The following is a 15,992-nucleotide window of genomic DNA, read 5'->3' as shown; positions in this document are numbered from 1 at the left end:
GGACTTCGTCTGGTGGATTGTCGAACCTGTTCAACAGACTCAATGAAGGTACCACTTTCTAGCACGTAAGGAACCGAGCCGACTTGGAGATGGAGCCTCTACCCGCTAATCGTTGACTCACTCTCGAGATTGTATCCTGTTGACAAGGCCTTCGCCTTACATTATTCTTACTCAATAAGCGACTTCCTCAAGGGTAGGCGATAGGTAATTCATTGTCAATGTCAAGCGGATGGTTACTAGCTATGGACGAGTGACATCTAAAGCAGAAGACCCAAGAATCTGACCGGAGTAGTGAGAAACGGTGATGTTATGCATTTGGAGCGATGGCGCCGCCGGTCACGTTGTTAAGAGTCCTTGCCTTGTTCCAAACGAACTATGGTAGCAATTATTAACCTATTAGGTTAATTAAAATTGACATTCAAGGAATGGTACGGTATAGTGGAATTACAATTCAAGAATAATAAGATCAGAAGGCAATGTGAGGATCCCAAAAGAGCGCAGAAAGATTTCGGGCCGGCAATTGGAAATACCTTGACACAGAGAGTGGTGGAATTGGCGGCTGCAACCAGCTTGATGGATATTAGAGCAATTCCATCGGCTAGACTGCATCGCTTGCGCGGTGCACGATCTGAGGAGTATGCTGTTGATTTGGTACACCCGTACAGATTAGTGTTTCGTCCAGTTTTGGAGGATGGTGTGGCGATACATGCCCTCAACCGCATCAACATTGTCAGGATTGAGGAGGTGACGGATTATCATGGTAAGCAGAAGCGCAAGTAGAAACTTTGCTCCAGCAGTGGCCATTCCGCCTGGCGAAACGATTAGGGAAAACATGAAACATCTCGGGATGAGTCAGAAAGAGCTGGCTATAAGGTTGGAAATGTCACAGAAGCATCTGAGCAATATTATCAACGGTAAGGAACCGATTACCTACGAAACTGCTTTGCGGCTCGAGATCGTTATAGGTCCAAAGGCACAATTCTGGATGAATCTGGAGACAAATTACCAGTTGCACAAAACCAGGCTAGAAAGAGCAGAGGCCCAAAAACGGGATCTAGAAATGCTTAGAAGTATCCCGTACAACGATATGAGTAAGCTTGGGTGGGTAGAAAAAACTTCTGATCGTATGCAACGAGTTAGTAATCTTAGGAGATTCTTTGGAGTGAACAGTTTGGGGTCTATAGAAGCATCGACCAACGTTTTGTTTCGGAAGCATAAGCATAGTCGAGGTATTTCAGATATGGGCGTTCTTGCTTGGGTTCGTAAAGCGGAATTAGAGGGTCTTTCTGTAGAGGTCGAGGAATTTGACCGGGGAAAACTCAAGAAACTGGTCCCGACCTTTAGACGACTAACCATGAAGTCGCCGGATGAGTTTTATCCTGAGACAAAACAACTATGTGCGGAATGCGGCGTTGCGTTGGTCATCGTTGAATCGCTCCCCAGAACCTATATATGCGGCGCAACGATCTGGCGAAACAACAAAGCCATCTTGGCTCTAAGTGTCAGAGGTAAGCGATCAGATATTTTCTGGTTTACGTTTTTTCACGAGTTAGCGCATTTGATCAACCACCCCAAGAAAGTGTCGGCTGTTAGCTTTGAAGAAGACGCGGATCAAATAGCTTGCGATTATCTGATACCTGAAGCAAGTTACCACGAATTCGTGCAAAAATATGACTATACGGACAAGAAGAAGATTAAGGAATATGCACATGCTATCGGTATCGCTCCGTGTATTCTGGTCGGTCGATTACTCCATGATAAGCTAATCGACTATAGTTCCTACAGTGACATGCGGCCACCCTTTTCCGTACCGAGGTAAGCATGTGATCAAGAACGGCTCTTTGAGTCTTTGACCAGATTGCTCTAAATACGACAAGGACTAATTATCACTTGGGCAGAACGTACCTGTATATGTTTGAGTCGCGGTCACGTTCCCAGCAAAGATAACGAGGAGACCTTGATCCTGTCTGCCTATATCTGCTAAGTCCAGTGATTCAATTCAGGTTTCATCCCTGTGAAAGGGCGCAGCTCATGCAGTGGCGAATATGAGTACTCGGCTAGAAGCCGATCTAGGTAGAGGCGGTAACTCCGGTTACCTAAGCCTTGAACATAGATAGGTTCCTTCAAGGAATAGCAAGAACTGGAGATGATCTCGAATGAGTCGTAAAGTTTTGCATTTGATTGGACACGCTCACCTTGATCCGGTCTGGCTGTGGCGTTGGCCGGAAGGGTATGACGCAGCCCGGGCTACATTCAATTCTGTTCTTGATCGGATGGATGAAGATCCTGAGTTTATCTTCACTTGTAGTCAGGCCGCAGTATATGCATGGATTGAGCGAGGAGATCCTGAGTTGTTTCACCGGATCAAGGCACGTGTCGTGGAGGGACGCTGGCGACTTATGGGCGGCTGGTGGGTACAACCCGATTGTAATATACCCGGTGGGGAGGCTCTAGTCCGCCAAGGGCTCTATGGCCAGAGGTACTTCCAGGAGAAATTCGGGGTATTGGCCAGTGTAGGGTTCAATCCAGATAGCTTTGGTCATAACCCGATGTTGCCCCAGATTCTAAAGAAAAGTGGCATCGATGCATACGTTTTTATGCGTCCTGCTCCCCACGAGAATCCATCGCTTCCCGGTCGACTTTTCTGGTGGGAAAGTATGGATGGCAGTCGGGTACTAGCCTACCAAATCCCATACCTGTATGCTTCTTGGGGTGAGCAACTGGAGAAGAAGCTTCGTTTGACCGCGGGAGAAATAGATAAATACCCGGCGCTCATGGAGTACTATGGGGTGGGAAACCATGGTGGGGGTCCAACAAAGGAGAATCTGGAGAAGATCCATGAATTGAGACAGGATACCTCTTTGCCAGAACTGAGATTTAGTGCCCCCGACCTATTTTTCTCAGCTATCTGGGAAGAAACTGAAGGACTTCCCCTCTGGAACACGGAACTCCAACACCATGCCCGTGGGTGCTATGCTGCCCATGCAAGGATCAAAAGCGATAATCGAAGGTTGGAGTACCTGCTGCAAATGGCGGAAAAACTAGCCCTTATCGCCAGCATATATACTCCTTATGTCTATCCCCAGGCAGAACTAACCCAGGCATGGCAGGCAGTCCTGTTTAACCAGTTCCATGATATTCTAGCCGGAACTTCCATTGAGGAGGCCTGTGAGGATACACGTGATCTCTATGGGTTAGCCTACCAATATGCTACAGAGGCCATAACCTATGCCACTGGTGCCTTGGCGGATCTCATCGACACTGAAGGACCCGGAACGCCAGTGGTGGTGTTTAACCCGAGCAGTTGGAGACGGACCGATTACTGTGAAGTGGGCCTTTTTGGATTTGGAGATCAGGCCCGGGTTGAAGACGATCAGGGTAATCCGGTGCCTTGTCAGGTAATCCGGCCCAAAGCCGCTGTAAACAGTCAGTTACGGACGCGTATTTGTTTTCCAGTGGAGGTGGATAGTATTGGCTATCGTTTGTACTGGGTCTACCCTGAGGACGATGTATGTGTCAATCCACTGATGGTTACCGAGGATTCCTTGGAAAACGAATATCTGCGGGTACGACTAGATCCCCAAACTGGTCAAATCGCTAGTTTGTATGATAAAAAGCAGCAAAGAGAGGTATTAGCTAGTAGCACCGTAGCGAAAGTTTTGGACGATGATAGTGATACGTGGAGCCATGGGGTAGATTCCTATGATCATGTTGCGGGATTCTTTGCTGGAAGTGACTTTCAGATAGTAGAAAAGGGGCCGGTGCGTGCAGCAATCCGTGCAGTAAGCACATTTGGTGATTCTGTTCTTTCCACGGAGTACCGGTTATATGCAGGTAGTAAATTCATAGAGTGTAAGGTGCAATTGGACTGGCAGGAGAAACATCGCTTACTGAAAATGGCTATTCCGGTGGCGGTTTCGGTACCGACGGTGACCTATGAGGCTCCCTACGGTCACATACAACGATCCGCCGCTGGCCAGGAGGAGCCGGGGCTTGCCTGGGTAGATGTCAGTGATGAAGCAGGTGGGCTATGCATAGTCAATGATAGTAAATATAGTTATGACGCGAAGGAAAATGTTCTTAGTATAACGGTTCTGCGTAGTCCCCTCTATGCCAACCATGAACCCTTTGTTCCGGGACCAGAGGAGGGGTTTACCCACATGGATCAGGGTAGAAGCGATTTTACCTACAGATTGGTGCCCCATAGGGGAGGGTGGAGGGATACTCTACCCCACCGTTTAGGTGAAGAACTAAACCTGCCCCTGTGGCCGATGGTTACCTTTGCCCATTCTGGTAGCAAACAGCGGCATTTCTCCTATCTCTCTACCGACTGTAGCAACGTGATCATCACTGTGGTGAAGAAAGCAGAAGACGATGATGGCATTATCATCAGGTGTTTTGAGACCAGTGGCAGGGCGGGTGAATGTGAATTTCAGATGCAAGCCCCAGACCTCACTTGGAGAAGCCATTTTGGGGCACATGAAATCAAGACCTTCGTGGTCAAAAACAATCAAGTGTCGGAGACTGATTTTCTGGAACAGCCGGCGACGTGCTAATCAGAGTGGAAGATAAACACGAAAAGGGTTCCTCACAGCGCCACATTCTAGTGTGGGAAGTCTTAATGACTTGCCAATACTGTTGACCTAAGTGTATAGTGTGCTATATGAGTAAGAGGTCTAGTAAGGAGAGTGGCGATGCAGCTTACAGTGATTGCGGTAGGCAAGATTAAGCAAAGGTTTGTGGCAGACGGTATCGCGGAATTTACCAAGCGCATTCGACGTTACGCGAACCTAGAGGTGAGGGAAGCAAAGGAACAGCCCTATAAAGAGCCTATCGGTCTAGCAAAGCAGGAACAAGTTCTTGCTGTGGAACAGGGGCGGATTCTAAAACTAATTCCTCCGGGAAGCTTTGTTGTGGCCTTGGATATCTGTGGAGTTGAGCTATCTTCTGTTGAGTTCAGTGAGCGGATTGAGGGGTTAATGCTTTCAGGAAGGTCACACATCACGTTTTTGATTGGCGGTTCCCTTGGGTTGGCCCGGGGACTATTGGAAAAATGTGAGGCGCGGCTATCCTTCGGTCCGATGACTTTTCCCCATGAGCTAATGCGGCTGGTGCTCCTTGAACAACTGTACCGTTCCTTCACGATTATTCGGGGTGAACCCTACCATAAATAGGTCAGGGTATCCGATGCATTAAGGTTTTCTCCTTGAGACTCTGCCTTTCCTAGGCCGGATTAGACTTTTTGGGCCGTAGCCAATTAAATCTTCCCTGCCTGCCTGTTTCAGCGCCTCTAAGACTAGGGGATAGTTGTGTGGTTTGCTGTACTGGAGTAAGGCCCTTTGCATTGCCTTCTCCCGGGGTGATTTGGGAACGTATACCCGTTGTCCGGTTAACGGGTTAATCCCGGTATAATACATGCATGTGGACAGTGTTCCAGGGGTTGGGTAGAAGTCTTGTACCTGCTCGGGACTGTGGCCCATGTCCCTGATGTACTCGGCCAGCTCAATGGCAGCGTGCAGATCCGAGCCGGGGTGGCTGGAGATGAAATAGGGGACTAGGTATTGCTTCTTTCCTAGCCTACGATTCATATCCTCGTATTGTTGGACAAAGCGGTCGTAGACAGCCCTTTTGGGCTTGCCCATTAGGTCAAGTACCTTGTTGGATACATGTTCTGGTGCAACCTTTAGTTGGCCACTGACATGGTGCTGACACAGTTCTTTAAGGAAGGTTGGATTTTGATCATAGACTACGTAGTCGTAGCGGATGCCAGAACGCACGAACACTTTCTTCACACCGGGTAATTCGCGTAAGGTCCGAAGAAGCTCAAGATAGTCCCTGTGGTCTACTTCAAGGTTCTTGCAGGGCTGACTGCCTAGGCAGTGTCTCTTCGCGCATACCCCTGTCTTAAGTTGTCTTTGACAGGAGGGGGCCCGGAAGTCGGCCGTTGGTCCGCCAACATCATTAATATAGCCTTTGAAATCTGGCTCTTGGATTAGTGCTTTGGCCTCCTCGACGAGGGACTGAATACTACGGGCTTGTACTGTTCGACCTTGATGAAAGTGTAGGGCACAGAAACTGCAGCCACCAAAACACCCTCGACTACTAACAAGACTGAACTTCACCTCCTTAAGGGCTGGTATGCCACCGACGGATTCATATATAGGGTGGTATCGTTTTGTGAATGGCAAGCGGTAAATGTCATCTAATTCGTCGGAAGAAAGCCATTTGGCTGGCGGGTTTTGCACTACGTAGAAATCCCGGTATGGTTCAACCAGTGTTTTTCCGGTGAGTGGGTCAGTGTTTTGGTACTGGATTGAAAAACTCTCCGCGTAGGATTTCTTACAAGAGACGATGCGGTCATAGTCATGCAAAAGCATTGGTTCATAAACATGTTCCAGGTTGAATGTTCTATAGACCGTTCCTCGCAGATAGTTGATCTGGCTGACGGGTACTCCCACGGCCAGGGCCTCAGCTATTTCTAGGATTTGCCGCTCTCCCATCCCATAGACAAGCAAATCGGCTTTGGCATCAAGTAGGATCGAACGACGAACTCTATTATCCCAGTAGTCATAATGGGCCAAGCGGCGCAAACTTGTTTCAATGCCACCAAGAATAATGGGTACATCCTTATAGGCCTCTTTTGCCTTGTTGGCATAGACAATAGTGGCCCGATCAGGGCGCAGTCCCACCTTACCTCCGGGGGAATACGCATCATATTTTCGCCGGTTTTTTGCCACGGTGTAATGGTTAACCATGGAGTCCATATTTCCACCGTTAATCAGAAAGGCCAAGTTCGGCCGACCAAAACGTCTAAATTCATTAAGGTCCCGCCAATCTGGCTGAGCAATGATTCCAACCTTGAATCCGGCCTTATCTAGCACTCGACTAATGATCGCTGCGCCGAAGGAAGGATGATCCACATAGGCATCTCCGGTAATTAAGGCGAAGTCGACGGAGTCCCAGCCACGTTGTCTTAGATCAGCTTGACCTATGGGTAGAAAACCTGTACTCATCTATCCCTACCTCCGAGAAGGGTATTCTACTTGAAATGGTGTTCCACCTTCTAGAAATGCCGATACTTCATTGGGGCTGCTGTCCTGATTGGAAAGGCGGAGGATGAACCTTAGAGGTTGGTGGGGAAATAAACCAGGGGGATGGCCCCCTGGTTTGTTGTGATCAATCAACTAGTACTAACGAACCATATTGGGAAGGATCCTTGGAAATACCGATTCCCTCGGTCCACTCAACGAACTGTCGGCCAGCTCCGTCATCGTCGTTAACCAACCAGTTGAATCCCATTACGTAATTGGATTCTAGCTTGGCAGGAAGAAGCTGTGCAGCCGGTATCGCTATTTCGTATACAGTCACGGCGACGTTGTTCTCAGTGCTTCGGACAATTTCATAGGAAATTTTCTTTGGATCAAACGTAACTTGGGAGGAAACCTGCCAGGCGTGACAAGCAAGGCCCTTGTCGGTAAGAGCGAATCCAAACTCAAAATCATCCCGATCATATGCTTTTACGCTCTTGTTATTCAGAGTATCCAAGGAGATTTGCACACTGTCACCTTGCCAAATGCCGTCTCCGGTTGCTGAGTTGCGCTGAACTTCATCCTCAACCACAACAGCGAAGAAAAGGAAATCCTTATTCCATTGGGCCTTTAAAGATGCCTTTCCACCATCGGTCAGTTCCAATACAAGGGAGGGTAGACCATCCCAATCGCTTAAGTTGCCGTCGATGACGATGGTGTCTTTGGTTTTCTTGGCCTCAAATTTCAGTTCCTGTCCGATGGCAATTGAGGTAATGGACAGAATTACGACTAGACTAAGTACTGCAAAAAGATTCAGTTTACGCATGTTTCTCCTTTCTCCTTTCTTTGGGTTCCCCCAGTTTGATATAGGTTTTTCTCTTCGACAGTCGCAAGCTTATGGCCCTCCTGGTATTTCCTGACAAGAACCGATGGGGATGCAGTGCCGAATCGGTCTTTTGCCGGACCCTGATTCCCAAGGGTTAGTACTAGGAGTATTAACTAAGAAGGACTTGCCTTAGGTCTCCTTGTCGAAGAAAATTCACGTTCAACTTATAATCTGTTACTAATCTTATTCGTTGTGTTGTAACGGACTCCTTCTTTTATGGGCTATATAGTCCTATGCGCCATCTATGGTTTCAATAGTGTATGTACAAGGGAAAAAGGAGTGTAGAACGTACCGGCAATGGAATGCCTCCATTGCCGGTAAAGACTAGCCGATCCGAGAAATCAGTTGCTGGGCCTGACAAATCCTGTCCCAGGCCTCTTGGGATAGGGGTCGATCAAAACTCCTAAGACCTGCGAGGGCAAACCCATGCTTATCCGCAAGCTCCCGCATCAACAAAAGGGTGTCTAAATCGAGGTTGGCTCCTAAGGAGATATTCTCATAACGCTTTTCAAGGGCCAGCATAAAGGTTTCAGACATACAGGCAAAGGCTACTCCGTCTTCAAAGCCAAATTCCCAGCCCCAAACGGGGTGTCCTGGCACTTCCACCACACCACCATCAATAACCAATACATCGGGTCTTTCTTCCTCTACTTGATGGCTGACGTTTGCTGGCCTTGAGAGATCGCAAACCACACAGCCTCTCTTTAGCATGGAAGGTTCGATTAGCTCTGCGACACTATTGGTTGCAACAACCACTAGATCCGCATCTGTTAGATAATTCTGGGCATCTGTAGTCACGACTAATGGTAAATCATGATCCTTGAGATACCGCTCAAGTTCTGTGAGATTATCGGTGTTTGATATTGCCTCAGGTAATCCGGAAAGCCGTAGTAGTGTGTTAGCAAGGCTTTCCTCGGGGAAGTCCACTCCCGATTTAGCTTGCGTGGTCACATGGTGACATGTCTCCGAAATAATGGCTGAAAGTCGCCTATGGGCTTGTTTAGGTCGTTCTGGATTTCCGATTAGAATCAGCTTTGGTACCTGTTCGGCAAGCAGAATAGAAACCGCCCGGCCGATTGCTCCTGAAGCTCCCACTACTGCCACTGTGGTATCCTGCAAGGTACGACCTAAGCGGGATAGGGCTTCGATGGCTGCTTCAACAGCAGAAACCACGGTGTAGCTATTGCCTGTGGTGATGGCAACATCAAGGTTACGAACATCCCAACCGCCCCGGGTAACGACGGATGTATAAGCGCCAAGTCCAACGATTCCCGCACCGTTGTTCTTTGCCAGTAAAACGGCATCTTTTACATGGGAGACCGCTTCCCGCCGGGGCATAGTAGATAGTTGCTCCGCTGTATAGGGAACAACGATGAACTCTCCGTAGGCACTGGCTCCTGTTACAGACTGAATACGAGTCTTGGCAACGACGAAAGGCTCCATCATTTCGTTCCAGCGGTCTATCAACTGCTCAAGTTGGTCTTTGGAAAAGGCAGCGAGGCTACTATCAAAATCAACGTAGTTCTGCAGCTCCAAAGGATGCACAAGAAAGGCAAAGCGACCTTCCTCGGCCTTGGGGGGAAGAACTTGTACCGCGGGCCTAGCTTGGTGAGGCACTGATTGCCTTAGGGGTTTTGTCTGATCGGTGAGATGACGGAGTAATCCTGCCGTGTTCCCCGAGTCGATCAGTTTAACCATCCGTTCAATGGCTGCCACCGCAAAGCGACAATCCTCCATGGTGACAATCAGTGGCGGTTCAATCCGGATCACGGCATGGCCATTTAGGGTTGGAGCCACCCGCAAATGCTCACAATTGAGCAGGTAACTGGAAATAAGGGGGGTCAAGAAGGTCTGATCTGCCATAATCCCAAGGAGAGTGTTAGGAAAATCATCTTGACTAATATCAAATTCAAGCCCAATCATAAAGCCCCGTCCCCGGACATCGGTAATGACCTTGGGGTACTTCTGTTGCATCTGCTTTAGACTTTCCAGTAAGAATTGACCCTTATGCTGGATTTCTGTGAGAATAGCCCAATCATCAGTCTGTAGGAAATCCAATACCGCAAGGCCAGCCTGGCATCCCATGGCATTTCCCGCGAAGGTTGAGGAATGCTTTAAGGCAAAGGTTTCCGTATAAGCCTCTTCCGAGGCTAAACAAGCACCAATGGGTAGAAGACCACCGCCTAAGGCTTTGGCCAAAAGAAGCATATCTGGTTCTACTTCCTCACCTGATGCAAACAGTGTTCCTGTCCGTCCAAGTCCCGTTTGAATCTCATCCACAATCAGCAGAACTCCGTACTGGTGGCAGACCTCCTTCGCCTCCTTGAGGTATCCTGCGGGCGGGACTACAATGCCCCCTTCTCCCTGAATTGGTTCGACAATGAACGCGGCATATTTGTCAGGGTTTGCTGCGAGCCTTTCTTTAAGGGCCTCAATATCACCGAAGGGGATGTGATCAAAACCAGGCAAAGGGGCAAAGAACGCATTCTGGTAGTTGGGGTTTCCTGTTGCTGAAAGGGCAGCCAGGGTTTTCCCATGGAAACTGTTTTTTGTCGAGAGAACACCGAATCTTTCGGTGGCGGCCCGGGCCATTTTGATTGATGCTTCCACTGCTTCGGCACCACTGTTACCAAAGGTGACATAGCGCAGGTTGTTATTAGCTAGTGTGATTAAGCGTTCTGCCAATTGGCCAGCCGCTTCCAAGTAGGAAGGTTGCACGAAATTAGGTTTTTCATTTAACCGGATAGACTCCAGTGCTTGCCAGATAATATCCGGGTTGTGGCCAAAGGGGAGAGCCCCGTAGGCTGCAATGAAGTCAAGGTATCTTGTACCATCTCGATCATAGAGGTACTGCCCTTTGGCCTTGATATATTGTTTATCCATATTGATCTGTGCTAATTGTTTCCCTAGGTAGGGGTTTATGTAACGACGAAAAGGATGCATTTCGGAATTTCCACCTTTCAACATGTCACGAAGGATGTTTCCCCATTTAGCTGTTGAATATCCGGTTTGAAGCCAATCTCCTGCAATAAAACAAGATAGTCCTGGGGAGTTAGCTCCTTTGGATCCTTGCCGCTGATGGCAACAAGAACAGCTTCCATGACGTTTGTTCCATAGGATCTACCACCGATATTCGGGGTTGTGGTGACCAAGGTAGCCACGTTCCTCTGCCTGAGTTCCTGCCGATTCTCTTTGGTGACTGTGTTAGTGATAATAGTCTTGCCGCTAAGATCATCAGGCATAAACTTGCGGATAAAATGAAAGTCGCCAGCGATCACATCCGCCCAGGCGTAGAACTGCTCAAACCGGGGGGTGATATCGTGCTGCTTTTCCCCCGTGGGATAGACGAGTTTAAACGGCAGCTGACAGATCACAGGAGCAACTACCCGTGCTAGTCTTTTCAAGAAAGTTAGGGATTTAAGTGGGATGGGCATCTTCAGGCAAAAGATTACGTCTCCGTAAATGATCTCTTTGCTTACATTTGTGAGGGCTTGACCAAGACCAAAACGATCCATTATTGAGACAATAAGGACCTTCTTGTCGGAAAAGTCCATGCCTTCATGCTGCAAATAGTCAACCACGTGGGCTTCGAGGCCATCTTTTAGTCCAGTGCCATCAACGATAGGGGTCTTGTTGGCCGCTGTGGTCAGCTTTTTTGCATCCCGGAAGATGTACTTGTTATCGCCCCAGCCTATGTATAGATCCATTCCTCCGATACCGATCGCATCAACTTTTCCGTCTAGTTGCCGGATTAAAGCTGCAGCTTTAGCCAGATCACCGTTGGTACCGATTCTTTGGATACTAATCTGTTCACCTAGGACTTCGATTTCCGAGCTGCTATCCCGTGCAGAGGAACCAATACTAACACTAACTACCCGCTTCAATGAAGGTCACCCTTTCTCAGAAGGCTGGCAAATCCATACGTATCAATGTGCACAAAAATGTACTCACCGAGAATTATAGCATGGCTGTGGCTAAAAGGCAAAAGTCTTTTTTCAGGCAGGAGTTACTGATTTGACGACGAAGTAAACAAGCAAACAATCCAATAAGAGTCACCTCAGGTACCCGGATTCAACAAATGAAGACGGGTTTAATAGGGAAGTCCGAGCAGACCTTGTCTGTGAACGGCGCGGTCCCGCCACTGTAACCGGGAAGCAACTTTTAACATGCCACTGCTGTATTAGCGGGAAGGTAAAAGCAAGCGATGAACCGGGAGCCAGGAGACCTGCCTGAGTGTGATTTACCATTCTGCCTTCGGGAGAAAGGGGTTGGTAAAGAGCGCTCGCATGTATCGCGCGCACTTTTAGTTCCCAAACCGTGAAGGTTTGGGTTTTTTTATGGAGGGATTGTCAAATGAGCAAACGAAACGGGTTATTAATCGTAATCTTTACATTGGTTATAAGCTGTGCCACCTTACTTGCCGAGGCCTATCCGGTAACGGTCATCGATTCTTTGGGTAGGGAGGTGCATCTGGCTAAAAGACCAGAGCGGATCATTTCCTTGGCCCCGGCTAATACCGAGAACTTGTTTAGGTTAGGACTTGCAGATCGGATTGTGGGAGTTACCGAATGGTGTAATTACCCCGCAGAGGCTGCAGCAAAACCGAAGATTGGGGATTTTTATTCGCCTAACTTGGAGCTGATTATTGAGCAGGCGCCGGACTTAGTTGTTACCGCGGGAGGATTACAGCAGACCCTACAGTACATCAATCGACTAACGGAATTGGATATTCCTGTGTATGTCTTTGAACCGGGCAGTATCGATGAAGTGATCAGGGGCATCAACAACCTTGGGATCATGACCGATACGACCAAGACTGCAAATGAAATTACAGCAGCCATGGAAGGGGAAATCGAGCGGGTTCAGAAACTGGTTTCAGGGAAGTCTAATCAGCCCGAGGTCTTTGTTGTAGTGGGTATCTTTGACGGTTTCATTACTTCTGTAGGACCGAACACCTTTATTCATGAGGTAATCCAAACCGCAGGGGGCACTAACGCGGCCGCGGACGCCAAAGAGGAATGGCCTCGCTATAGCCTTGAGGTGCTCATAGAAAAAGACCCCGATGTGATTATTTCCATGACACAGTACTATCCCGATGGGGCCGAGAGCATTTTCGATCTGTGGGGTTGGGAGGAACTTACTGCGGTAAATACAAAGCGGGTCCATGAGGTAAGCAACCCAGACATTATTAGCCGAGGCACGTACAGAATTCCCAGTATACTAACGGAAATAGCACAGGTGCTTCATCCGGGGACCATAGACTAGGAGTGGTTACACTTGGGGCAGCGCAGAAAATGGGCCTTGATTATCCTGACAATGCTGGTAGCTTTGCTGATCATTGGTGTCTTTGTCACTACCATTGGTCCGGCAAGTATTTCGATCAAAAACGCCTTTCGAATCATTGCTAGCCGAGTGCCTAGGCTAGGGGCGAAGGTGGTCAAGGACTGGCCTAAGAGTCATGAGGTCATTGTCCTGAAGGTCAGACTACCCCGGGTTCTAGTTGGCATTGTTGTGGGTGCTGGGCTTTCCATCGCGGGGGTTAGCTTTCAAGGGTTATTTAAGAATCCCATGGCGGATCCTTACGTAATTGGTATTTCCGCAGGAGCATCCTTCGGAGCGACGTTGGCCATTGTGCTTAAGATCGGCTCTCCCTTCCCCGGGATCGGTGGAGTCCCTTTGTGTGCCTTTGTCGGTGCTTTGGTGACCAGCTTTGCAGTGTATAACATTGCAAGGGTTGGCCGTAAGGTACCTGTGGATACCTTGCTTCTTTCGGGGATTGCAGTGGGGTCACTGCTATCTGCTTTGGTATCGTTGTTAATGATCTTAAATAGCAAGGACCTTTACCAGATTCTGTACTGGGGGATGGGCAGTCTAGCCTTAGCAAATTACCATGATCTGCTCTTGTCCATACCCTATATTGTGTTGGGAATGACCATTACCCTGATTTATTCACGTGATCTTAACGTTTTAATGCTAGGTGAGGAGGCCGCAATTAGCTTGGGAGTTAATGTAGAAAAGCTCAAGCGGATCCTGCTTATCGCCGGCTCCCTAACCGTGGCTGCTGCGGTTAGTGTGAGTGGTATCATTGGCTTTGTAGGACTGATCGTACCCCATATTGCCAGGCTTATCGTGGGCCCGGATCATCGGATCCTGCTACCTACTGCAACCTTAGGTGGTGCAATGTTTCTTGTTATCAGTGATACCGTTGCCAGAACAGTGGCACCGCCAACTGAAATTCCTGTGGGTGTTGTAACCGCGATTTTCGGAGCTCCATTTTTCCTATACTTGCTGCGAAAAAGAAAGCAGCAGATTATGTAACATTCCAACTACCTCAGGGTGGGGCGACTAATGCTCCACCCACCCCTAAAGGTGATTGCTTTGGCTCTTTTGCGAGTATCTGGTGTGAGTTTTGCCTATGATCATAAGCTAGTATTAGATGACATTTCCTTTCAGGTGAGTAGTAACGACTTTATAGGTATTATTGGACCCAACGGGTCGGGAAAGTCTACTCTGCTGAAAAACCTAAACAGGATCTTGTCCTATCAAGAGGGGCGAGTTGAGCTAGACGGTGTTGAGTTGAGTAAGATACCCTATCAGCAGCTTGCCTGTCGCATGGCCTATGTGGGCCAGGATACTCAAGTTACTTTTGCCTTCAGCGTTGAAGATGTAGTCCTGATGGGTCGTCACCCACATATTAGGAGATTTAAAGGCGAAGGGGTTTCAGATTGGCAGGTAGTAAGACGGGTCATGGAAGCAACTCGGATCGCCCATCTCGCCTCCCGGAGAATTACAGAGCTTAGCGGAGGAGAACGGCAACGAGTACTACTAGCCAAGGCCTTGGCCCAGGAGCCCGATGTCCTATTACTAGATGAACCCACATCCCATTTGGATATCAATCACCAGTTGGAGTTCTTTGATCTATTACAAGAGCTAAATACCCAACAAGGATTAACGGTCATTACGGTTTTACATGACCTGAACCTAGCGGCTCTTTACTGTAAAAAGCTTCTACTACTTGATCAAGGCAGCATCTTCGCCTTTGGTAACGCAGATGAGGTGCTTACCCGGGAGAATATCCGCGCGGTCTACAATACTGATGTAGAGATCTACCAGCACCCTGTAAACCATCGGCCCCAGGTCATGTTGTTGCCGAAGCAAAGGTATCGGAAAGTCATAGGTGCTCAAAAAGACCCACAAGGAGATTGTCTCGGTTGCCAAACAAGCCCTGGTGAGTGTCCTGGGCCATAACTCGGTTTTACTCGGTCCTCTTCTTCTGCTGTTTGGCCCCTTGTTTGATCACCAAGACGCTGCAGGTTACAAGACCGATCCCTGCTATTTGTAGGAGGGTTATGGGTTCCTTAAGAATCAGCCATGCCAGAAAAGTAGCCAGTGCTGGTTTAATCAAAAACACTAAGGACCCGATGGTGGCAGGCAGTTTGGACAGGGCGCTTAGAAAGAAATAGTAGGCAACGGCGGTAGCTGCAATGATCAGGTAAAGCATCTGGGGCATGATCTTAACGGGAAACGTAAAGAGCGGCAAGTTCAGCTTTGCCAAAGCAGGAAGTAATACCAGAGAACCTAACACGAAGGAGATGCTGTTGATCACGCTACCGGGCATACTTCGGAGGCAGACCTTACTGTATACGGTATACATGGCGTAAGTAATCGCCGATAATACGGCAAGTAAGATGCCTAGGGCATCAAAACTACTGGTTGTAATGCCATCCAGACAGATTAATATGATTCCTCCAAGACCCGCCAGTAGTCCCCCCAGGTGGTACTTCGTCGATTTCTCCTGAAGTAGTGGCCCAGCAAAAAAGGTAACAAACAAAGGGTTCGTGCAAAACAGTACAGCGGCTGTTGATGCGCTAATGCGTGTAATACTGTATTGCAGTAGGCTTAGGCTAATGCTGACTCCTAAGATACCCAGCACCAGTAGTCTCCCGAAGTCCTTAAACCCGAATCAGGCAAGCCTCCGAAACAGAAGGTATTTTCCAGTTTGTTGACTGCCCCAAATGAGGTATACCGTCAAAGTAAATGGGAGATGATGGCAGTATCCCGGTGATTAATGTGAATTT

The 15,992-nt window shown here is 48.4% G+C and carries 12 protein-coding genes and 1 riboswitch; of the genes, 7 read left to right on the top strand and 5 right to left on the bottom strand.

Annotation, left to right across the window (positions count from 1 at the left end; all coding sequences use genetic code 11):
* Window positions 1–438 precede the first annotated feature (438 nt).
* The 4 genes from M0Q40_10970 to rlmH all read left to right on the top strand — a co-directional run bounded on the left by M0Q40_10970 (window position 439) and on the right by rlmH (window position 5,174).
* Entirely contained in the window at window positions 439–780 is a 342-nt protein-coding gene (locus tag M0Q40_10970) for a type II toxin-antitoxin system RelE/ParE family toxin (protein ID MCK9223117.1), read from the top strand.
* Window positions 758–1,819, top strand: coding sequence for a HigA family addiction module antitoxin (locus M0Q40_10965; protein MCK9223116.1), 1,062 nt, complete (start codon window positions 758–760; stop codon window positions 1,817–1,819). Before M0Q40_10970 ends, M0Q40_10965 begins: the two co-directional genes overlap by 23 nt.
* A 337-nt stretch (window positions 1,820–2,156) precedes the next feature.
* The gene (locus M0Q40_10960; GenBank protein MCK9223115.1) at window positions 2,157–4,556 is read left to right on the top strand and encodes an alpha-mannosidase; all 2,400 of its coding nucleotides are present in this window, start codon (window positions 2,157–2,159) and stop codon (window positions 4,554–4,556) included.
* A gap of 138 nt (window positions 4,557–4,694) precedes the next feature.
* Entirely contained in the window at window positions 4,695–5,174 is a 480-nt protein-coding gene (gene rlmH / locus M0Q40_10955) for a 23S rRNA (pseudouridine(1915)-N(3))-methyltransferase RlmH (protein ID MCK9223114.1), read from the top strand.
* An 18-nt stretch (window positions 5,175–5,192) separates the two neighbouring features.
* On the opposite strand, the gene M0Q40_10950 is transcribed toward rlmH, so the two are convergent.
* The 4 genes from M0Q40_10950 to M0Q40_10935 all read right to left on the bottom strand — a co-directional run bounded on the left by M0Q40_10950 (window position 5,193) and on the right by M0Q40_10935 (window position 11,798).
* Window positions 5,193–7,013, bottom strand: a complete 1,821-nt coding sequence (locus M0Q40_10950) for a YgiQ family radical SAM protein (protein ID MCK9223113.1) — start codon at window positions 7,011–7,013, stop codon at window positions 5,193–5,195.
* Window positions 7,014–7,176: 163 nt separating this feature from the next.
* A complete protein-coding gene (locus tag M0Q40_10945) occupies window positions 7,177–7,854 on the bottom strand; it encodes a hypothetical protein (GenBank protein ID MCK9223112.1) in 678 nt (225 codons plus the stop codon).
* Between the two features lie 384 nt (window positions 7,855–8,238).
* A complete protein-coding gene (locus tag M0Q40_10940) occupies window positions 8,239–10,857 on the bottom strand; it encodes an aminotransferase class III-fold pyridoxal phosphate-dependent enzyme (protein ID MCK9223111.1) in 2,619 nt (872 codons plus the stop codon).
* Between the two features lie 17 nt (window positions 10,858–10,874).
* Window positions 10,875–11,798, bottom strand: a complete 924-nt coding sequence (locus M0Q40_10935) for a quinate 5-dehydrogenase (GenBank protein MCK9223110.1) — start codon at window positions 11,796–11,798, stop codon at window positions 10,875–10,877.
* Window positions 11,799–11,956: 158 nt separating this feature from the next.
* A riboswitch (cobalamin riboswitch) is annotated at window positions 11,957–12,162 on the top strand.
* Window positions 12,163–12,267: 105 nt separating this feature from the next.
* Here M0Q40_10935 and M0Q40_10930 point away from each other — a divergent pair.
* The 3 genes from M0Q40_10930 to M0Q40_10920 are packed head-to-tail and all read left to right on the top strand — an operon-like array spanning window position 12,268 to window position 15,162.
* Window positions 12,268–13,179, top strand: a complete 912-nt coding sequence (locus tag M0Q40_10930; GenBank protein MCK9223109.1) for an ABC transporter substrate-binding protein — start codon at window positions 12,268–12,270, stop codon at window positions 13,177–13,179.
* A 12-nt stretch (window positions 13,180–13,191) separates the two neighbouring features.
* On the top strand, window positions 13,192–14,232 hold the full coding sequence (locus M0Q40_10925) for an iron chelate uptake ABC transporter family permease subunit (protein MCK9223108.1): 1,041 nt from the start codon (window positions 13,192–13,194) through the stop codon (window positions 14,230–14,232).
* Between the two features lie 30 nt (window positions 14,233–14,262).
* On the top strand, window positions 14,263–15,162 hold the full coding sequence (locus M0Q40_10920) for a heme ABC transporter ATP-binding protein (GenBank protein ID MCK9223107.1): 900 nt from the start codon (window positions 14,263–14,265) through the stop codon (window positions 15,160–15,162).
* Window positions 15,163–15,169: 7 nt separating this feature from the next.
* Here the strand turns inward: M0Q40_10920 and M0Q40_10915 are convergent, their stop codons facing one another.
* A complete protein-coding gene (locus M0Q40_10915) occupies window positions 15,170–15,847 on the bottom strand; it encodes a DMT family transporter (GenBank protein MCK9223106.1) in 678 nt (225 codons plus the stop codon).
* Between the last annotated feature and the right edge of the window lie 145 nt (window positions 15,848–15,992).

Source organism: Limnochordia bacterium (assembly GCA_023230925.1).
Classification (GTDB): Bacteria; Bacillota; Limnochordia; order DUMW01; family DUMW01; genus JALNWK01.
The sequence above is the reverse complement of the archived record's forward strand: the minus strand, read 5'-3'. Positions and strand labels throughout refer to the sequence as shown.